Source organism: Pseudomonas sp. UBA5706, assembly GCF_002419965.1.
GTDB lineage: Bacteria > Pseudomonadota > Gammaproteobacteria > Pseudomonadales > Pseudomonadaceae > Aquipseudomonas.
The window spans coordinates 108,063-128,412 of record NZ_DIHC01000031.1 but is presented as its reverse complement, the minus strand read 5'-3'; the positions used below and the strand labels follow the sequence as shown (position 1 = coordinate 128,412).

17 protein-coding genes, 1 tRNA gene and 2 pseudogenes are annotated in these 20,350 nt (G+C 53.4%); 3 read left to right on the top strand and 17 right to left on the bottom strand.

The window, feature by feature from the left end; all coding sequences use genetic code 11:
* Window positions 1-103: 103 nt before the first annotated feature.
* From B3I26_RS14755 to B3I26_RS14710, 11 genes and pseudogenes are all read right to left on the bottom strand, one after another.
* Window positions 104-889: a hypothetical protein gene (locus B3I26_RS14755; RefSeq protein WP_296258598.1), complete on the bottom strand. Its 786-nt coding sequence runs from the start codon at window positions 887-889 to the stop codon at window positions 104-106.
* A gap of 14 nt (window positions 890-903) precedes the next feature.
* Window positions 904-1,491: a plasmid mobilization protein gene (locus tag B3I26_RS14750; protein WP_296258596.1), complete on the bottom strand. Its 588-nt coding sequence runs from the start codon at window positions 1,489-1,491 to the stop codon at window positions 904-906.
* 275 nt (window positions 1,492-1,766) lie between these two features.
* Window positions 1,767-2,057 carry an antitoxin VbhA family protein gene (locus B3I26_RS14745; RefSeq protein ID WP_296258594.1) on the bottom strand — a complete coding sequence of 97 codons (291 nt, stop codon included), beginning with the start codon at window positions 2,055-2,057 and terminating at the stop codon, window positions 1,767-1,769.
* A 721-nt stretch (window positions 2,058-2,778) separates the two neighbouring features.
* Window positions 2,779-3,813, bottom strand: coding sequence for a type IV secretion system protein (locus B3I26_RS14740; protein WP_296258593.1), 1,035 nt, complete (start codon window positions 3,811-3,813; stop codon window positions 2,779-2,781).
* Window positions 3,814-3,856: 43 nt separating this feature from the next.
* Window positions 3,857-4,129 (bottom strand): EexN family lipoprotein, encoded by a 273-nt coding sequence (locus B3I26_RS14735; protein ID WP_296258591.1) that lies wholly within the window; start codon window positions 4,127-4,129, stop codon window positions 3,857-3,859.
* Entirely contained in the window at window positions 4,126-4,464 is a 339-nt protein-coding gene (locus B3I26_RS14730; RefSeq protein ID WP_296258590.1) for a hypothetical protein, read from the bottom strand. The genes B3I26_RS14735 and B3I26_RS14730 overlap by 4 nt, the downstream gene beginning before the upstream one ends.
* 298 nt (window positions 4,465-4,762) lie before the next feature.
* Entirely contained in the window at window positions 4,763-5,017 is a 255-nt protein-coding gene (locus B3I26_RS14725; RefSeq protein WP_296258589.1) for a hypothetical protein, read from the bottom strand.
* A gap of 44 nt (window positions 5,018-5,061) precedes the next feature.
* Complete coding sequence (locus B3I26_RS14720; protein ID WP_296258588.1) at window positions 5,062-5,463, bottom strand: hypothetical protein; 402 nt, start codon at window positions 5,461-5,463, stop codon at window positions 5,062-5,064.
* 183 nt (window positions 5,464-5,646) lie between these two features.
* A pseudogene (locus B3I26_RS28895) lies at window positions 5,647-5,835 on the bottom strand (helix-turn-helix domain-containing protein); the annotation flags it as partial.
* Entirely contained in the window at window positions 5,832-6,074 is a 243-nt protein-coding gene (locus tag B3I26_RS14715) for a plasmid-related protein (RefSeq protein ID WP_083356468.1), read from the bottom strand. The pseudogene B3I26_RS28895 and the gene B3I26_RS14715, both read right to left, overlap by 4 nt.
* Window positions 6,075-6,334: 260 nt before the next feature.
* Window positions 6,335-6,773, bottom strand: a pseudogene (locus B3I26_RS14710) (tyrosine-type recombinase/integrase); the annotation flags it as partial.
* A gap of 96 nt (window positions 6,774-6,869) precedes the next feature.
* Between B3I26_RS14710 and B3I26_RS14705 the strand changes: the two are divergent.
* Together B3I26_RS14705 and B3I26_RS14700 are read left to right on the top strand one after the other, a co-directional pair.
* Window positions 6,870-7,883, top strand: coding sequence for a hypothetical protein (locus B3I26_RS14705; protein ID WP_296258584.1), 1,014 nt, complete (start codon window positions 6,870-6,872; stop codon window positions 7,881-7,883).
* Window positions 7,884-8,064: 181 nt separating this feature from the next.
* Complete coding sequence (locus B3I26_RS14700; protein ID WP_296258582.1) at window positions 8,065-8,808, top strand: hypothetical protein; 744 nt, start codon at window positions 8,065-8,067, stop codon at window positions 8,806-8,808.
* Window positions 8,809-10,096: 1,288 nt separating this feature from the next.
* Here B3I26_RS14700 and B3I26_RS14695 read toward each other — a convergent pair.
* From B3I26_RS14695 to rpsU, 6 genes are all read right to left on the bottom strand, one after another.
* Window positions 10,097-11,161, bottom strand: coding sequence for a site-specific integrase (locus B3I26_RS14695; RefSeq protein WP_296258580.1), 1,065 nt, complete (start codon window positions 11,159-11,161; stop codon window positions 10,097-10,099).
* Window positions 11,162-11,288: 127 nt separating this feature from the next.
* Window positions 11,289-11,365 (bottom strand) — tRNA-Ile (locus B3I26_RS14690).
* Between the two features lie 16 nt (window positions 11,366-11,381).
* Complete coding sequence (locus B3I26_RS14685) at window positions 11,382-14,705, bottom strand: EAL domain-containing protein (RefSeq protein WP_409522033.1); 3,324 nt, start codon at window positions 14,703-14,705, stop codon at window positions 11,382-11,384.
* A 59-nt stretch (window positions 14,706-14,764) separates the two neighbouring features.
* On the bottom strand, window positions 14,765-16,609 hold the full coding sequence (gene rpoD, locus B3I26_RS14680) for an RNA polymerase sigma factor RpoD (RefSeq protein ID WP_296258578.1): 1,845 nt from the start codon (window positions 16,607-16,609) through the stop codon (window positions 14,765-14,767).
* Window positions 16,610-16,676: 67 nt separating this feature from the next.
* Complete coding sequence (dnaG, locus tag B3I26_RS14675) at window positions 16,677-18,647, bottom strand: DNA primase (RefSeq protein WP_296258576.1); 1,971 nt, start codon at window positions 18,645-18,647, stop codon at window positions 16,677-16,679.
* A 246-nt stretch (window positions 18,648-18,893) separates the two neighbouring features.
* Window positions 18,894-19,109 (bottom strand): 30S ribosomal protein S21, encoded by a 216-nt coding sequence (rpsU, locus tag B3I26_RS14670; RefSeq protein WP_110951580.1) that lies wholly within the window; start codon window positions 19,107-19,109, stop codon window positions 18,894-18,896.
* Window positions 19,110-19,304: 195 nt separating this feature from the next.
* Between rpsU and tsaD the strand changes: the two genes are divergently transcribed.
* Entirely contained in the window at window positions 19,305-20,330 is a 1,026-nt protein-coding gene (gene tsaD, locus B3I26_RS14665; RefSeq protein WP_296258574.1) for a tRNA (adenosine(37)-N6)-threonylcarbamoyltransferase complex transferase subunit TsaD, read from the top strand.
* Window positions 20,331-20,350: the final 20 nt, after the last annotated feature.

Sequence of the window (20,350 nt, the reverse complement as noted above, 5' to 3'; positions counted from 1 at the left end):
GCTCGGTCAAGGTCCCTCTGCTCCTGAAAGCGTAAGGCCGCTCGGGAGTGGAGAGATTAAGATTTTTGTGCTAAAGCTCTCCTGTTCATCTTCGATTTACGACCTATCTAAGATCATTCATGACGCCGCTGATGGCACCTATGTAAGTTTTTATGCCGTTTTCTTCCAGGAACTGTGCGCATTGGGCGTAGGTGTAGCCCTCTTGACGCAGCCGCGTAAGTTCGGGAATGAATGGCAGTAATCTGTCTCGAAGTGTTGCTTTTCGCTCAGGTGGCTTTACATTTTGCATGAACTGCTCAGCAGTGATTCGAAGAGTTTCTTCCCCTTTACTATCATTCTCGCTTTCTATGTTTGCTTGGTAGATAGAGTAGTGTTGTTGAAAAATATAAGGCTGCACATCGAATAATGCGTTCACCTGTTGCGCCAGATGGCGGACTGCTGATGCTACAGAGTCGAGCGCATCTCTTTCTCCGTCTTCCAAATCATATGAAGCTCTAATGCTCGCTACCACATCTGCTACGCCTGTCAACAGTTCGCTTTGAAGAGTTTGACCTATTTTGTCTATATCGCTACAAACTTCCATGCAGACGCTATTGATTAGTTCTGTTCCAGCTATATCTGATGGGCTTTTCTCAATTTTGCTATCGGATAAAGAAAGTCCTAAAGCAACTCTCAACGCCTCCGAGTCACCGTCAGCTACTAGCATTTCATGCCCGAACATCTTGCAGGCAATGAGAAAACGTCCAATAAGCTGTCGTTGGGTGGGATTGAATTCTTTGCGTGTGATATCTAATAAACTAACGGCTGCATCGAGCTCTTCAAACACCGTGGCGCACATGCCGGTTGACGCCTTGGTTGGAAATTTTATTTCTGGGAAAAATTTGCCCACTGCATCACCTCTAATCATGACATGCGTTTTTGAGCCAGTTTCCAGCGGCTGAGGCTGGAATCCTGGAGCTCGGAAACTATTTCGGTATGTTTATATATATAGGTTGATAGCTGAGCTATCTCACGCTGCGTGATGCTTTCGCTACCACGCGCATTCAGGTTTTTCACGATCTGATTCAGGTTTCTTCCAATGGCTCGAAGCTGCCCCGACGATTCCCAGAGCGCCTTTGTGGCCTCCATCGTGAATTGGGGCTGGTTGGTCAAACTGGCTCGAACGCAATTGATGACCCACCGCTGAGGCGAGCATCCCTCGGCTTCTGAGCGCTCCACGATCTCATGGTGCTCACTCGGTGTGAATCGAACCTCAAGCCTTTGTTTTGGACCTTCATCTGGCTCGCCTGCGATTTGCCCTGATATCCAGTCCTTCACGTCAGGGGGTATTTCATCTTGGATGACGTAGCGCATTAGCGCTCGGATCACGCCGTGTTGGGAGCTACCTTTTTTCTCGCAGTGTGCTTCCCACTCTGATTTCAACTCGGCCGGTATGCGTACCCGGTAAACGGCGCTATCTCTTGTGGCGCCGATGGTCGCTTTGCGCGGCATGTGCATTCCTCGCTGGGTATCGACAGTTCAATATTTTCGTAGTGAACCACATTTTACCGGCGAACGCCTATCCTGCACTAGATCTTCATCGCGCTCCATCCTTGTTCATGAACAAGCTTTCGTGGAGAAAAGAGGGCAACGGTGGGTTCAAGTCGATGCGCTTGTTGTTCGTGGTTTTGCCACGAATTAATGCGGGAGTACTCAGCGAGTACGTAAACCTGCATTAGATCTCCATTCATTCCATTCCTTGTTCATGAACAAGTTTTTCGCACAGCTCATTGCGTTCCGGATGGCTGAGAATCGTCGCTGTCAGGAAGCATCTGCTGCGAGAGCACCACAAATTCGCTCAGGTCAATTTCGCCGGTGATGTAACGCCGACCAAGGTGTTTCATTTCTTCTGAGGTTTCGAATCCAGAAAGGCCGATGGATGCTGTAGCAAATGCGACAGCTTTCTTGCGCTCGCTCTGCTCAGCCTCAGAAATCTGATGCTCCGGTCCCTTCGTATCAACGGCTTCAATTTCGTTGCTTCCTTGGTGCTGCGTTGGCTCTTGGTTGTTTGAGGTCATGCGGATTTCTCGCTGTTTGGTTGAACGCGGGAACGCGTTAGCGCTATGTCCGTGGTGCGTAGCAAAGTAGCAAGGTTTTTGCTGGATGTGGTGTCAAGGGCGGCACCGGAAGCCGCATGCGGAGCGGAGCCGAAGGCGAGCACCGAACGGGTGAGGATGTCGGGCGTAGCCGGACCCTTGATGCCACAGTAAGCACTGAGCCTATGGCAAGGGGGAGGTCAAGGGCTCTGCCCGCCGTACCTGCCCCCGCAGCCAGTCCGGCAAGTTCGGACACGGGATGCAACCGAAGGGGTTGCCCAAGCAACGCGCGGAGTTTTCGTAGTCGTGTTGCATTCGTTTTCAGTGGGTTGTGTGTCCGGGGCGGGTTCAATACGCCTTATGACTGAACATGAATCAGAGGCGCGCTGAAACTGTCTTGTTTTTGGTATTAGTCGTTCATTTACAATCGGTTAGCGGGTTTGATAATTGCCCATCCCCCCGCCCTTCCCGCGAGCGGGAAGGGAGCGAGTCGCCCTCTGTCGTCAAGGGTGCAGGGGAGGCCTACGGCCTTGATCCCCTGCGCCCATGACTTGAGCGTTGGTCGCTTCTGCCGCGTCAAGGGGCCGAGTCCTTGTCGCTTCGCTCCTGCGGGCCGCACCAACCCCTTGACCCGTCATACGCTTGTTGGGGGGGCTCAGAAAAAGACCCCGCCGAAGCGAGGTCTGATGAGTCAACGTCAGGGCTACTGATTTACTTTGCCCCCAGTAGCACTCCCCCAGTTTTTGCCCATGTTCTGCATGACGTGCTGTCGGTAGGCTGGATTCCAGGCTGTATTACCAGCCGCCAGGTGGTTCAAGCGACCGGCCGTGACCATCTGGCCCGACTGCATGTCACGGCGCGTTGACTGTCTGTTGAGGCCCTTTGTGATTGGTGCCATGGCACCGTTTGCGATTCCGCGTAAGGTCAGCGCCGCGCTAGATATACCTCCTGCAAGGCCTCCAGCAACGCCATGAGCTTGGTACATCATGTAAAGCACGACAATGGTAGTAACCAGTAGCTCTAGGAACGTAGCGATTGGGTAGTCGCCCGGGTTTGCCAAAATACTGGAAGTGAGGAGGGAAAAATATTTGATCCCAAAGCTAAGAACCGTACTAACCAGTGCGGTCTGCATGATGTACGTGATGACCTGGGCAAACCAGCTATCGAACCATTTGGACGTGAACTGTCCGAACAGCAACATCATGATGAAGACTGGCCCGATTCCGAGCATGATCGCCAGCATTCCTTTTGCTACAACGATCATGGCCCCTGCTGGAACCGCGATTAGCAGCGTAGCGGTGTAGACGACGAGGGCGTTCAGGGCATCCCAAATAATCATCCCGATTTCGTAGGAGTGGCGTTGTCCCATTTTCGACAACATATCTGCACCGATCTGCCAGCCGTCCGACATTGCCTTGTCGATGACCTGAAAAACCGAGTCTGAGGTTGATGGATCACTCGTCGCTGTGAAGGCGGCCGTTACTCCTGTTTCAAGCCCCCTCAATGCCTCTACTACCCATGACATGTACGTGTCGGCGTTCATGGCCAGGCCACTGATAAGCAGGAACTTTCCGCAGGTTTTGAGAAAGTGAGAGGCCGACTGCTCAATTGTTCCGGTGATCATCATGTAGCCGACCATCGTCAAATATAGCGTCCCGCCTATCGTCACGGTGAGCGTGAAATCCTCAATCACTCGGCTCGAGGTAATGCTGATGAACGTATGGAGGGTTTGATCCATTGACCCTCCGATCCATTCAAATATTCCTGTTTTGGTCGCCATTCTATTTCCCCTGAGAAGAGAAATTTATCGGCTCACGCTGCTTGTACTCCCGGTTCTCAAGCACCAATGCGTTTGCCGCGGTTTTCGCGTTGACGCAGTTCGGTGTCAGAGCAAGCTCGCCGGGATTGGCGTTACACCTTTCCAAAACCTTCAGTCGCTCAGGCGAGTTTGCTTTGTACCAATCAACCGTCTGCACGGGCTCATCTCTGCCGCAGCCTGAAAGAGACGCGATGACGATCATAAGAAACGCAGGGATAGTAAGGTGGGATTTCATTTTTCTTCCTTGGATTGAATGATCATTGAGGGCCGTCCAGCGCTCTCTTGTTTTACGATGTTGATTTTTTCGGAGTGCATAGAAAAGGCTAGCTCAGTTGCATCGATGATTTGCATTGCTGCAAGGGTGCGCAGCACGCTTTCCTTGGTGCCTGCCCAGTTACCCGCCAGTCGGTGAAGGGAATTGTTCAAAATGGTGAGTGATGCTCCAAGGCTACCGGCTGCCATGAAAGCGCCGAACAAGGGAGGAATTGGAGCTGATTGGCGGGGGAGAGTGATGCCAAACCAGTCGATAAATGCCATCGCGAACGGCACCAGCGCGAGAACCGCAGCCATGATGTCCCGATGGAGTAGTTTAGGTGCGCGCCGTGAGAGCTCCAGCATTAACCCCATACGGGCAGTGCATATCCAAAATCTGCGGATGGAGATAATTAGGAACGTGCTCAGAACAAGCATTGGTAAGTATGCATATGAAATCATTGTTGTGCTCCAGTGGTTACTTGGAAGTGCAGGTCTGTGTCTGCGGCGCTTTAGTCGAATTATTTACTTCGCTTTTCTGATGTGAGCGAGGTTTGAATATCGGTATTGGATTGCTAAGTCGGGTGTGCTTTGCTTGTGCTCTGGTGGGTTATGGTTAAGACCAAGATTTTCGGTCAACCACGATTTGATCGGATAAATAGGGGATGTTGGCAAGTTCGTCTAAGGCCATTTCGACGGTCCTGAAGAAGAAAGGTCGATTCTCGTCGTCCGTTACAGTATGGCCAATGGTCCCATCTGATACGCTCAGTGCAAAGCCATGCTTGTAGTGAGCTTTTAAGATTACTTGGATGTCTCCTGTTCTGTCTAAGCTATCGCAATAGTTTTCAAGCTGTTTGAAATGTAATGGCATTGAGATGCTTCCTTTCAGATTGCAAGAATATTTCTGTGAGAGTGCTAACGTACAAGTTTGCTGGAAGTGAATTTTTTCATGCTTTCAAGTGCTTGGTTACGTGCCTCCTTGTTACGAGTATTTGGTTTGGCGTGAGTTTCAACTAGTGTTTCGTTAAACAAAGGATTTGGTTTGCTCGGCCGGGCCATTGGACAGAAAAGTCCCTTTCTATAATTTAGAATGAGCCCGTTAAACCATTTTGAGGCTCGGCCTCTGATCCTCCCTGCTTTCAGTGCGGCTGCCAGTTCGTCCAAAAGCTGCTGAGCATCCTGGCTAGGTACGTCCTGTAGAATATTGCTGATCCACATGCGATCACTGGCCTCTAATTTTTCCGGGTATCGGAGGCCAGTCTCAGTTAGTTGTTGTATTCCTTTTTTTGGTTCTGTTGGTAGTTCTTGGGGTGTCACTGCTGTGTCATCCCCTCCGCGACACTCTGCTGTGTGGGGCTGGGGTGACATGGGTGACACCCCCCCAGTGACAGCTCTGTCACAGGGGAGCATTGACTGTACTGTTGGGAGGGTTATGACATACCTATTTGAGGTTTGGCCTCCATCCGGTCGATATTCTTCTTGGATGGCTAACAGACCTGCCTGCTCAAATTTCTTAAGTTGACGTTGAACTGTTCGTGGGCCGATGCCGCATAGTCCAGCGATAGTTTTCACTTTTGGCCAACTTTTCCCACCTTCGTCTGCGTGCTTAGCTATCGCAAGCATCACGAGCTTCTCGGTAGGTGAGTCAAAGTTGTGTGCCCAGACTACATCATAGGATTTGTAGCTCATTGCAAGCTACTCTTAGGGGGTACCTCAATGTCTAGGTTCAATGCGTCATTGATTTGCATTGTCCTAAAATATACGCGGCGGCCGATCCGAATCATTGCCGGTTTCAGTTTTCGGGAAATGTCGGTGTCTGAATATAGAGAAACCCTTACTCCATCAGGCGAGCGCCCTAGTAGAATGGCAATGTCCGGGATGCTCATCAAAGGGCCAAAACGGTTCAGTAAATACTCTTCAGTTGTCATGTGTAAGTTCGCCATGGTGGGAGAAGTTGAGCGAAGTTTTACGCGATGATTTGCTGGTGTCAAACTAAGTGGTGACACGGATCGACCAAAAAGTATTACTTTGGTAGTTATGCTGTCGCCATATTGCTACCAGGATTATATATGTTGGTTTTCTTGATTTTGGCTAAATCCTTGTAATTCAAGGGCTTGTATCGATGTCTAGATTATTTTTGAAATGAATATAAATATTTGTGTTTTTTTGGATGCTTTAGCTTCAAGGGTTACTGTTTTTTTGAGATTTTATCCAGCTTCTCAACTAGGTCTTCAGCACGAACGTGGCATATCGCTTGAGCATCTGCATCGACTTGTGACCACTGATGGCCGGAACCTCTTGATCAGATAACCAGCCTTCGATAAGCCTACTCACTGCCTCATCATGCAAGTCGTAAAACCTGAAGTCAGGTAGGTTGAGCTCCTTCTTCAACTGACCCCTTTGGCGAAGGTCTACCGCCGACGCTTCCCGTCCTTTCCAGGCTTACCGAAACACCAGATTGCAGTCGAATGGTCGCACCGGGTTATCCATAGCAACCTTGAATACTCCGGTGGTCCGCTTGCTCAGTGGAACGGTTCGGGAGCCGTCGTTCTTCGTGTCTGAGAGACGTATGACACGCCTTGCCAAGTCCATCTGAGGTCGTCCAGGGATGAGATCTCAGACGAGTACCTACTTGCTTTCAAGGCTCGGTGTCGAACTTGGTGGTGACACGAAGCGTCCGGGATGTGTAAGTTCTAATTCTGGTTGCAGCGAGGAGTGTCCAAGTGAACGAAATAGCTGACAAAGTAGGGGTTCTGCCCCTTGAGGTCTCTGATCGGATGATGGGAGCCTCGAGGGCGTTATGCACTATCAAATTCTCCATGGATATGAACTCCCGTCATTATTTTGAGCAGGAGTATCAAAACGACTGGATGGACAGTGGTGGTACCTGCGCATTTTGGGGACATTCATTTTTACGCATGGTGGTGCCTTTTCTCGACTGGGAGGAATCCCAGTCGGAGCGATTCAAAGCCCTTGTTGATCCTCGACATGTCCTTGGTGCAAGCATCAAGGGGAAGCCTAAAGACGTTCCTGAAAAAGAGATAGCGGAGAAGATTGAGAGCTACTCGACTAACTTCACATGGTCCAACAAAGCTCTTTATACCTGGTACAAGCCCTTGGCCATATTGACTGCGCATGAAGGTAAGCATCGTGTTGCATTCATGCGTACGCATGGTAATAAACCCATTGCTGCCTGGATTGATGAGCAGAATTATCCTGCTCCCGAACGAATTCAGCTCATAGAGCCAGCAAATCGGCAGGATGAGTGGTTTGCTCTGCTAGACGGGCGATACCTACAAGTACTCCAGCGACCCTATACTTCGGAGGCGCTTTTGCGAGAGTACGGTGTGGCATCCTTCCGATGGCATCAACTCACGGCCCTTCCGTCTGAAAACTTGGTGAGAGACACCGTTTACCAAAGACGACTGCACAAAACACAGAAGACGATTAGAGAGGTTGATCGAACACTGGATTTACGTGAGCTTACTGATGCGATTCTGGCACCTATACCTGAGAGTAAAAGCGTCCGTCTGAACCTGTTGATGCTGGAGAATCTGAGGTTCGAAGCGCTCCGATATGCTCGATGGCCGATTGGTCTGTTGGCCCTGAGTTTGGCTGCCAAGCTAGTCGACGGTGTGTTTGAGCTTCCCGCGTTTGCTGATGCTGGAAACGGTTTATTTTGCGCAGCGTTCTCTATGGCAATCGCGCCCATGCTGATGGAGTGGAGGCGACGGTAATCGACTTAGCCAGCTATCTTTCCGTGACAGCACAGCCTGGTATTACCTATAAGCAATAACCAAGCGTTGCTTTGATGCGGCCAAGTCGCAGTCATATCATTGCCGGTTTCATGGCGGATTTACCAATCCCTCAAGATTTTGTCGTTAACGGATTTTAATGCGTATTAAAGGAGCTTTGTCGATGGTTCTCTCATTTAAAAAAACATTCATTTCTACGTTAGTTGGTTGGATCGCGTTGGTTGCGGTTTCTCTGATTTACAGAAATATTGTGATAGTGGGGTTAGCAATATTATACACAGGGTTGTTGCCATTCATGTTGGGGGTGTTTTGGGTTTCGCTGTCCAAAACAGGAGCCATACTTAGGGAGCACTTTAAGGCTTGGCATTGGGTGGTTATAACGTCTTGGTTGGTTTTTTCTTACTCTCTATATGCTAGAAAGTGGACGGCTACTACTTTAAATGGAATTTTTCATGTGGACCCTGAAAAATTCACCATAACCTACGACTTTTTAGCATTTGTCTACGCGCCAGTATCTATTCTCTATCAGCCCAGCTTTGTAAGCGGCTTGCTAAATATATTCGTTGCATTGGCAGTCGGGCTTGCACCGTTATTCGTGTTTGCCTTGCTTGCTGAGGTTAAAGCCAAATTGATTTTTAAGTGGTCGGCGCTTTTCATGGGTTTCATATGTTTGGTTTCGTTTTTTTTGACGATGGCAGGTAATATTTCAGAAGGTGTTAATGAAGTAGCTTTAAATTTCGCTCTATGGGCGGACTTTAATGAATTTCATACATGTTCTGATGACTGGACGTCTAGTGCTAAGAGCGTGATTTTTTTGGATGCGGAGAAGGTTTTGGCTTATTTTCCGTCTAGTGAGGATGGTAAAAATTTCCAAGTGAAGAGTTGTAATTCGCTCAAGGCGTTTTGATGGGCGCGATTGCGACGTTTTAAAAATTGGGGCCAGGCCATCATTATTCAAAATTTGGTCTGCCCCTTATATTCCCTGCTGGCCGATTCCTGTCTGTTGCGAAAGGCTCCAATCAACCCGAAGCAGACGCTTAGGACAGAGGAGCCCTGCGGCTTTCAGCAGTGAGAGACGTTGGATGTGAATTGCGATCATCGAGCCCACAAAGTTTTTGTAGTTGCCCTTCCCACACAATAGCGACCGAAGTGTCCGGCCTCCATCTCTGTCTGCGTATTCAAGAAGCACACGTGGAGACGGTCGCCAGTTCGCTTTATCGAGTAGTCATATCCGACTCGAAAGAAGCCTCGATCCGCTCCAGTCGACGTGTTAAGTGCGACCTCAATCCTGTGACTTTTCTGCGCATCGTAATGAACGATCCCTTCATGGTCTGGAAGCCATACGCACACGACCTCGGTCGCATCCGGAGTCGAAAAACTTTCAAAATAAAAACATTGCAGTGCTTTCAGATCGTCTAAATTCAGGCTTTGCGCATCAAGACAGGAAGAGTTCACCGCGATAGATTTTGCAGGATGCTCGTCTCGGATCGATTGAAAGCGGCTTCTCAATATTGCATTATTTATCACGCCGTTAATCCAGGCTCGGCGCGCATCCACTGCAAAGTGTCTAATGTTTGCAGATGACGGTTTCTCGCCCGCAGCCAGACTTAGCTCATGGAGTTCGAATAGCAGAGATACAGCAAAATCAGTGGCCGTAGGTACGGAGCGATCAGATTTGAAAGTATTGATCATGAGCCGTGTGAGAGAGGGAGACTTTCCCAAAACGAGTGCTAATTTCGGATCGACGTTAGCGCTAATAGCTGCGCGTTTAAAGCAGCTCGTCCATAAAAGTCTAGGAGCGAAGTACCCCACTAGGATTCGCCAAATCGGCCCCAAGGACACCTTGAGTATAGGGCTGAGTAATTTCGCCCAAGCGGTTTCCATGCCTTGCCCTCTATGGTTTTATGCACTGATGTTATTGGGCACGGAGCCATTTATCAATCGTCACAATCGTACACACAAGCGTCTATCATTTTTCAGGGGTTGGCCATTTTCAAAGCATCTAGCTCGACAGACGCTTCTGGCCGACTGCTGCCGATCACGGCCGACAGCAATGCGCAGCTCTCTGCCGATCATGGTCACGAAGCGTGCTGGTCAAAATGCAATCGGGTGGTCAAGTGGAGGGCGATTTCGCACACAAAAAAACTCCGAAGGTGCGCGGAGTGGCAAAAAAAACCGTCATCAAACTAATGAACCTAAGTGGCAGATCTCGTTATTTTGTCCAGTTTACCGACAAGGTCTTCGGCTCGCAGGTGTGTGTAACGCTTAAGCATCTGCATCGACTTATGACCACTGATGGCCGAAACCTCCTGGTCGGACAGTCCAGCTTCCACAAGCCGACTCACCGCCTCATGACGCAGGTCGTGAAACCTGAAGTCAGGTAGGTCGAGCTTCTTCTTCAGCTGACCCCAAATTTTCGTGAAGGTATACGGCCGACGCTTCCCGTCCTTTCCAGGCTCGCCGAAGAACACCAGATTGCAGTCGATTGGTCGCACCGGGTTATCCATCGCGGCTTTGAATACTTCGGTGGCACGCTTGCTTAGAGGCACAGTGCGCGAGCCGTCGTTCTTTGTGTCTGAGAGACGTATGACGCGCTTTGCCAGATCGACTTGAGGTCTACGTAGGGATGAGATCTCTGAGGAGCGCATGCCCGTTTCCAAAGCGATGCAAACAATCCAGCCCAACATAGGATTGCTATGTCGATTCACGGCCGCGAGCAGAAGACGTTCTTCCTCCGGCGATAGCCTCCGATCACGACCATCCCCAGGGCTAGGCTTACGGATATTCAGCACTGGGTTGAAAGTCAGGCCCAAACCCCACTCCTGAATCGCTACGGTGTACAGGTGGCTCAACAGGGCCAGTTCGAGGCGCACAGTGTTGTTGCTAATGGTCCCACCACGGCTGGGCTCGTTCAGGCGCTTGTCGCGATAGCCGGCGATGATGTCAGCGGAGAGCGCAGCCAGTGAGTATTTGCCAAGATGCTCGATGAGCTTCTTGGCTTTCGAGGTTTCGCCACGCTGAGTGGTGGGCTTCTTGGTGGGGGTGATGTCGTTGAGGTAGCGCTTGAGAGCCACTTCTAGCGTCATGCGCTCAGAGCCGCTGCGCTGGATGTATACGCCACGCACCATTTCGTCTTCGGTGCGACGTGACCAGTCCTCCGCATCGCGTTTGGTGCGGAAGGTTTTAGCCACAGTCGGCCAGCCGGTTTTGCGGATCAAAGCCTTCCAGGTGCCGGAAGGAGTTTTGACTAGGGTTGCCATCTGAAAGGACTCCAAAGGTGTACTGGCGCACCAGCACTGTACCGATTTTGTACCTTCGGACCATAGGACTGTATTTGTGGAGAACCACCCAGAAACACGAAAGCCGCGTAATACGCGGCTTTGAGTTTGGTGGGCCCACACGGACTCGAACCGTGGACCAAAGGATTATGAGTCCTCTGCTCTAACCAACTGAGCTATAGGCCCTCAGTCAGGCGGCGGATTATAACGACGGTTTCCGCACTGTGCTATCCGAAAAGTCTGAAACAGCCATACGAAGAAACCTTGAGCAAAATTCTTCAGGGCGTAGGGGGAGACTGACGAGGTAGCCTTGGATCTGTTCGCAGCCTTCATCAGCGAGGAATTGCTGTTGTTCGAGGGTTTCTACGCCTTCTGCAATGACGGTCAATTGCATACTGCGGCCAAGGGCGATAATGGCGCGCACGATGGCGGCGTCGTGCTGGTCGTCAGGCAAGCCGCGCACGAATGACTGGTCAATCTTGAGGATGTCCAGGGGCAGGCGCTTGAGATAGCTGAGCGATGAATAGCCGGTACCGAAGTCGTCGATGGCCAACTGCACGCCAAGTGTTTTGAGACGGTGCAGCACGGAAAGCGCTTCTTCGGTCTGGGACATGATGAAGTTTTCGGTGATTTCCAGCTGCAGGCGGCCAGGCGCCAGGTCGTATTGGTGGAGCAACTGCTCGATGCGGTTCAGCAGGTTGGGTTGGCGCAGTTGGGCGCCTGCCAGGTTTACCGAAAGCGAGCCAAACTGATCGCAGGCCTGGTTCCACTGGTAGAGTTGCTGGCAGGCTTTCTCAAGTACCCATTCGCCGATTTGCAGGATCATGCCATTTTCCTCTGCCAGAGGGATGAATCGCTCGGGTGGGACTTCCCCGAAAGTTGGATGAGTCCAGCGGATAAGCGCTTCGGCTCCGACCAGATGCTGTGTCAGCAGACTGATCTTGGGTTGGTAGGAAAGGGTGAATTCATTGCGTTCGATGGCACGCCGCAGTTCGTGTTCCAACGCTACTCGCTCGCTGGCCTGGGCGGTCAGATCGCGGGTATAGCTTTCTACACGGTTGCGCCCTTTGGCCTTGGACCGATACATCGCGGCATCAGCGTTCTTGATGAGGGTGGCGACGTCTGCTCCGTCGGTAGGAAACAGCGCAGTGCCAATGCTGGTACTGATGAAGAACTCATGCTCGCCTGCCTGGAAGGGAGCAGAGAAGCTGTTCAGCAGCTTGGTGGCGATCGTCTCGGCGTCGCTCCCGGTTTGCAGGCCGGGAAGCAGGATAATGAATTCATCGCCACCCAGGCGGGCGACTGTGTCGATGTCGCGCAGGGTTTCCTTCAGGCGCTGGGCGATGCCCTTGAGCAGCAGGTCGCCGACCGGGTGTCCGAGGCTGTCGTTGATGTGCTTGAAGCGGTCCAGATCGAGAAACAGCACCGCGCCGAGGCTATAGGTCTCCGTGCTGTGAACAAGGGCGGCGTGCAACCGGCTTTCGAACAGCGTGCGGTTGGGCAGGCCTGTCAGCGGGTCGTGGTGCGCTTGATAATCGAGCCGCGCCTGAGCCTGCTTGATGCTCGATATATCGGCAAAGACGGCAACAAAGTGGGTAATGAACCGGTCATGGTTACGCACCGCGCTGATCGTCAGCCAACTGGGATAGATCTCGCCATTCTTGCGCCGATTGCTGATTTCTCCCTGCCAATGGCCTTCGGCGGTCAGTTGATACCACATGGCTGCATAAAAGGCGCCGTCGTGCAGCCCGGACGCCAGAAGACGGGGCGTTTCACCGATGGCTTCGTCCTCGCTGTAGCCGGTAATTTCACTGAAAGCGCGATTGACCGCGTTGATGCGCTGTCGTGTGTCGGTGATCAGTACACCTTCGGCCGTGCTTTCAAACACGGTCGCGGCCAGTTGCAGTTTTTCCTGCATCTGGTGGCGGTCGGTGATGTCACGGGCGATGGTCAGCATGCAGTCTTCATCGCCGATCGGCAGCGGACGTGATGAGATCTCGCACAGCCTTATCTGGCCGTCCCTGCGTCGTATGTGACTGGTGAAGTCTTTGACAAAGCCATCGCGGTTCAACTGCTCAAGCAGTTGGCGGCGCTCGTTCAGGTCTACCCATATCCCAAGATCGAGCGTCGTGCGCTCCAGCGATAGCGAACTGTGGTAGCCGGTGATGCGACTGAACCCATCGTTGATTTCCACCAGCAATCCGTCGCTTTGCCGTGAGATGAGCAGACCATCGGGCGATGAGTGGAAGGCCTTGGCGAATTTCTCTTCGGATAACTGCAACTGCTGCTGGGCTTGCTTGAGCGGCGTGATGTCGCGCACCACCACTACCACTGCGGGGATTGAGTCAAGTTCGAAAGGCTCAGCGGATAACAGGCCCGTGAAAATTCTTCCGTTACTGCGGCGAAATGGCATTTCCAGATTGCGGATGCTGCCCTTTTGCAGGCGCTGCAACAGGGTGCGACCGACATCCGGGATGCCCCAGATATCCAGCTCACTTGGGGTGCGACCTATGATGTCGCGAACGTTTATTCCCATCTGCTCGACGAATGCCTGGTTCGCTTCCAGAAGACAGCCATCGGACAGCCTGGCGATGACCAGTATGTCCGGGCATTGCGCGAATACCGACGCGAATTTTTCTTCGGATTGGCGCAGTGCCTCTTCGGTTTGCTTGGCCTCGGTAATGTCGATCATGATTCCACGCATCACCGGTTCGTGGCCGTAGCTGATTAACGTAACGATGTCGCGTACCCATAACGTTCGGCCATCGGCATGGTTGACCCGGTAATCTACGCTGTGGTCGTTACGCAGTTTGGTTTGCTGGTCGCGATAGCTTTCGGTGGCCTCCAGATCCGTAGGGTCAACGATGCCGCGCCAGAAACCGGGTTTGAGCCATTGCTGGAGCGGATAGCCGAGCAGGTTTTCGGCGTGCGGGGAGACGTAGTTGTACGAATAGTCGTGAGTGTTGGCTTCCCACGCGATGGCCGAGAGACTTTCGATCATGCCCCGGTAATGGTACTCGCTGCTGCGCAGTTCTTGCTCCAGCGCCACCCGACGGGAGATTTCCGAGCTGAGGCGACGATTGATCCGTACCAATATCAGCAGAACCATGCAAAGCAGAAAGAGCCCTGGAAGCCCGTATAGCAGGAAGTCATGCCAGAGAGCGGCCGGTTCGGAGCGGCGATTTTGCCGCGCCGGGTTTACGGACTCTGCCTGGGGTCGATCGGCGCAGGCAACGGTCGAATACGAACCCTCATCGGTCCCCGGACGTAGGCCACTTGTGTAGCTGATGCTGTTTGGCGGTTCGATCTTAAGCAATGCAACATCCGTAACGTGCATCGATCGGGCGTGCATGCGTTCCCAGTTACCCGTCCCTTGAGAAAGAGACTGGGCGTCGACTGTCGTCGACCCCATCAAGCACAACAGAGCAATGGCCGGCATCCGAAACATGGCAGCCTCATGAGTTGCATCGTTAGGAGTGAGTCGAGTGTAGCTGTGCTCGCGGACGGTGGCACACATGCCAAACATGTCCTTGAAACGCAAAAAACCCCAGCATGGCTGGGGTCTTTTGTTAATACGCGATTGGCTTACTCGTCCAGGAACGAACGCAGGTGTTCGCTTCTGGTCGGGTGGCGCAGCTTGCGCAGCGCCTTGGCTTCGATCTGACGAATACGCTCACGGGTTACATCGAACTGCTTACCGACTTCCTCAAGGGTGTGGTCAGTATTCATGTCGATACCGAAGCGCATACGCAGCACCTTGGCTTCGCGGGCGGTGAGGCCCGAGAGCACTTCACGCGTTGCTTCTTTCAGGCTCTCAACGGTAGCGACATCGATTGGCGACTGCATGGTCGAGTCTTCGATGAAGTCACCCAGATGCGAATCTTCGTCGTCACCGATCGGGGTTTCCATGGAGATCGGCTCTTTAGCGATCTTCAATACCTTACGGATCTTGTCCTCAGGCATTTCCATGCGTTCGCCCAGCTCTTCCGGAGTCGGTTCGCGACCCATTTCCTGCAGCATCTGCCGGGAAATACGGTTGAGCTTGTTGATCGTCTCGATCATGTGCACCGGAATACGGATGGTGCGCGCCTGGTCTGCGATCGAGCGAGTGATCGCCTGACGGATCCACCAAGTGGCATACGTCGAGAACTTGTAACCGCGACGGTATTCGAACTTGTCCACTGCCTTCATGAGACCGATGTTGCCTTCCTGGATCAGATCGAGGAATTGCAGGCCGCGGTTGGTGTATTTCTTGGCGATCGAGATCACCAAGCGCAAGTTCGCTTCAACCATTTCTTTCTTCGCGCGGCGGGCCTTGGCCTCACCGATCGACATGCGACGGTTGATGTCCTTGATTTCCACCACGGTCAGGCCGGTTTCTTCTTCCAGCGCAGTCAGCTTCTGCTGGCAACGTTGGATGTCGGCTTGCAAGCGCCCGATGGCTTCGGCGTATTTGCTCTTGCCCTTGGCCAGTGCATCGGTCCAGCTCTGATCGACTTCGTTGCCCGGGAACTGGCGCAGGAAGTCGGCACGTGGCATGCGTGCATCACGCACACATAGCTGCATGATGGCGCGTTCCTGTGCACGCAGACGTTCCAGGGCGCCGCGAACGCGTTCCACCAGACCTTCAAACTGTTTAGGAACCAGTTTGATCGGCATGAACAGCTCAGCCAGGCCCAGCAGCTCTTCGTTAGCCTGCTTGCTGCCACGACCATGCTTTTTCAGGGCTTTGAGGGCGATTGCCATCTGATCGGAGACCGCACCGAAACGCTGGGCGGCCACGACTGGATCAGGACCGCTTTCGGCCTCTTCCTCATCGTCGCTGTCAGACTCTTCGTCGTCATCGTCAGCAGCTTCCGCCTTGTCGGCTTTCGGATCGATCGGCGGCGGTACCTCGGCGGGCGGGGCAATGCCGTCGTCCGGGTCGATGTAACCGCTCAGAACGTCGGACAAGCGACCACCTTCGGTGGTAACGCGAGTGTATTCGGAGAGAATATGCTCGACCGTGCCAGGGAAGTGCGCAATTGCACCCATCACCTCACGGATGCCTTCTTCGATGCGCTTGGCGATTTCAATTTCGCCTTCGCGCGTCAGAAGCTCGACCGTACCCATTTCGCGCATATACATGCGGACCGGGTCGGTTGTGCGTCCGATGTCGGTTTCCACTGCCGCCAACGCTGCGGCTGCTTCTTCAGCGGCCGCTTCGTCGGTGTCGGCATCGGCAAGCATAAGGGCGTCCGCATCCGGAGCGCTCTCGTGTACCGGGATCCCCATGTCGTTAATCATGCGGATGATGTCTTCCACCTGCTCCGGATCAGAAATATCTTCCGGCAGGTGGTCGTTGACCTCTGCGTAAGTCAGATATTTCTGCTCACGACCCAGGGTGATCAACTCTTTGATACGAGACTGTTGTTGCGCTTTTCCGGACATAACACCCTATCCACTGAAGGTCTTGGCGGGCAAAAAACAAGCCGAGGATTATACCCGAGCTCGGACCTCACGCGCCAGTCGAGGTCGGGGTTTGTGCAGGAACTTTGCGATTTAACAGGTTGAGCAGCTGAACTTTTTCCTCAGCGCTCAGCCCGGTCTGTCGTTCCTTCCTGATCAATTGATCCAGGCTTCGCTCGCGTTGGCGGGCGGACAAGCTAGTTATAGTGTCGAAAAACTGTTGTTCAAGGTTATCGGCCGAGATCAGCCACTCCTTTTCCGCCAGTTGCCTTAATAATCGTCCCTGATCGGTCCCGTGCCAGCGAGCGATCAACTGAAGCGATCGCAGTTTCGGGTTTTTCTGCAGTGCCTCAAGCAACGCCACTAGCAATTGCGAGTAAACGTTGTCTTCAGCGGCGAAGTGGCTAGTGTCTTCGACCTTCTGTGACAGATCAGGATGATGAAGCAGTGTCCTGAGTGCTGTCAGGGTCGGAGGTTCGACGGTTGCCGGCGTTCGCGGGGCACGTGGTTCGAAATCCGGTCGTTTCCCGTTTTTGTCCCACTTCTTGCCTTTTTCCCATGGTTTCTTTTCCCACTTCTTCTGTTGCCCCCCTGACGTGTTCGGCGCCCAGGCCTGCTGTGGTTCGTAGGTATCCTGAGGCGCATAGTTGCCGTAATCAGGCACCGAATCGTAATCAAAGCCTGGGTCGTAGGCCGGCTGCGCTTCGGGTGGCGCGGCCTGCACCAGTTGATTCACCGCCGCAGTGTCAAGTCCAGTGATCTCCTTGAGCCGACGGCGCATCAGTTCGCGCAGATTGGCCCCCGGAACTTTTTCGATCAGCGGCGCCGCCAGAGTAACCATGTGCGCTTTGCCTTCCAGCGAGCGAGGGTCTGCTTCTTTGGTCAGCTGTTCGAAAAAATAGTCGGCCAGCGGCTGTGCGTGCTGGTTGATCCTTGCCTTGAATGCGTCGGTGCCCTCTGCCCGCACCAGCGTGTCCGGGTCTTCACCTTCGGGTAAAAACAGAAAGCGTGCGCGGCGACCGTCCTGAAGGCTTGAAAGCGTTGCCTCCAGCGCTCGCCATGCGGCATTGCGACCGGCCTGGTCTCCGTCGAAGCAGAACAGGACGTTTGGCACCACGCGAAACAGCCTTTTTAGGTGCTCTTCGCTGGTTGCGGTGCCCAGTGTTGCGACAGCGTTGCGCAAGCCTTGCTGCGCCAGCGCAATGACGTCCATGTAACCTTCGACAACGATGATTTCGTCAAGGTTGCGATTGTATTTGCGCGCCTCGAACAGGCCGTACAGCTCCTGGCCCTTGTGAAATACCGGCGTCTCGGGCGAGTTCAGGTACTTCGGTTTGTCGTCACCCAGTACGCGACCGCCAAAGGCAATGACCCGACCCCGACTGTCGCGAATGGGAAACATCACTCGGTCACGAAAGCGGTCGTAACGCTTGCCGGTTTCGGCATTCTCGATCAGCAGGCCGGCATCGATCATGGCCTTTTGCTGAAGAGTGTCGCTGCTCAAATGCTTGTACAGATTGTCCCAGCCGGGCGGGGCGAACCCCAGCCCGAAATCGCGGGCAATTTCGCCCGAGAGGCCACGGCCTTTCAGGTAGTCCACTGCGGATTTGCGTGTCGGGTGACTTTTCAGTGCGGCACGATAAAAGTCGGCGGCAGCAGTCAATAGCGGGTAAAGCGGCGAATCAGTAGGCTGTCTGGGCTTTTGGCCTCTGACGCCCTGTTCGCGGGGTACTTCCATACCAGCGGCTTTGGCCAGTTCCTCGACTGCCTGGGGGAAATCCAGGTTGTCGTGGTCCATGATGAAGCCAAGGGCATTGCCACCTGCGCCACAGCCAAAACAGTAGTAGAACTGCTTGTCAGGGCTGACGCTGAACGAGGGTGTCTTTTCCTTGTGGAAAGGACAGCAGGCACTGAAATTCTTGCCGGTTTTCTTTAATTGAACGCGAGAGCTGACAACATCGACGATGTCGGTGCGGTTCAGGAGGTCGTCAATAAAACCTTGGGGAATCAGTCCGGCCATGGCGTTCTCATCATCAGGCGCCCCGCCAGAAAGATCGTGGCGAATCCAAAGCGTAACGACGGTTGCTTGGTCAGTGTAGACGGGTCAACGCTGCCTGAATCAGGCTGGAAGAGTGCGACAGGCTACGTCTTGACCGCGAAAGCGATGTAGACCGCCACTGTCTGTGCTGCGTGAAGCTAAAACTGTAACTGCCGACAGCCCGGCTTTGAGGCCGGGCAAGGCAGAAGCTTGCGATGAACGTCTGTATTAATACAGGCGAACGGCGCGGCGCTGTTCGCGCTGAACTTTCTTGGCGTGACGCTTAACAGCAGCAGCTGCCATACGCTTACGCTTGGAAGTTGGCTTCTCGTAAAATTCGCGGCTACGAACTTCGGCCAGAGTGCCGGCTTTCTCGCAGGAGCGCTTGAAACGACGCAGAGCTACGTCGAAGGGTTCATTCTCTTTAACTTTGACGGCTGGCATCCAGAGCTACCTTCATTCATTACCGGGGTCGACGCCTCGCACAACACTTGCACTGAGTACGCCGGTTTTAAGGGTTGCGGATGTTAACCCCTCGGCGCGAGGAATGCAAAGCCCCTGATCGAAAACTGCTGGTCGCAGCCATGAGCGGCGACTATTATGCGCGCCTTCGAATTCAGCCTCTACAAGGCGTACCCCATGTTAGTACTGGGATTGGAAACTTCCTGCGACGAGACCGGCGTTGCGCTCTATGACAGCGAGCGCGGGCTGCTCGCCGATGCATTATTCAGCCAGATCGACCTGCATCGGGTCTACGGCGGCGTGGTTCCTGAACTGGCATCACGCGACCACGTAAAACGCATGCTGCCCTTGATTCGTCAGGTGTTGGCCGAGGCAGACTGTGCGGCCACAGAGATCGATGCCATCGCTTACACCGCAGGCCCTGGCCTGGTCGGCGCGCTGCTGGTCGGGGCTTCCTGTGCCCAGGCGCTGGCCTTTGCGTGGGACATTCCGGCGCTGGGAGTGCACCACATGGAAGGCCATCTGCTGGCCCCCATGCTGGAAGAACATCCGCCCGTGTTCCCGTTCGTCGCTTTATTGGTCTCGGGGGGGCATACGCAACTGGTTCGTGTCGATGGCATTGGCCTTTATGAGCTTTTGGGCGAGACCTTGGACGACGCTGCTGGTGAGGCATTCGATAAAACTGCGAAAATGATGGGCCTGAATTATCCTGGCGGTCCGGAAATTTCTCGCCTTGCGATGAGCGGAGAGCCGGGTCGCTTCACTTTTCCGCGGCCGATGACCGACCGTCCAGGTCTTGATTTTAGCTTCAGCGGCCTGAAAACCTTTGCTCTCAACACCTGGCAACAGTGCCAAAGCGCTGGAGACGACGGCGAGCAAACCCGTTGCGACATTGCACTGGCCTTCCAGCAGGCGGTGGTGGAGACTCTGACCATCAAGTGCAAACGCGCCCTTAAGCAAGCCGGGCTCAAGCGTCTGGTGATCGCCGGTGGCGTGAGCGCGAACAAGGCCTTGCGTCTGTCTTTGGAGCAGATGCTCGGCGGGCTGGGTGGCAATGTGTATTACGCGCGCCCTGAATTCTGCACTGACAATGGCGCGATGATCGCTTTTGCCGGGTGTCAGCGTTTACAGGCGGGGCAAAAGGAAAGCCTGAGTATCAGCGTCCAGGCTCGCTGGCCAATGGAGCAGTTGCCGGGTCTTTGATGAATAACAGTGTGGTGGAA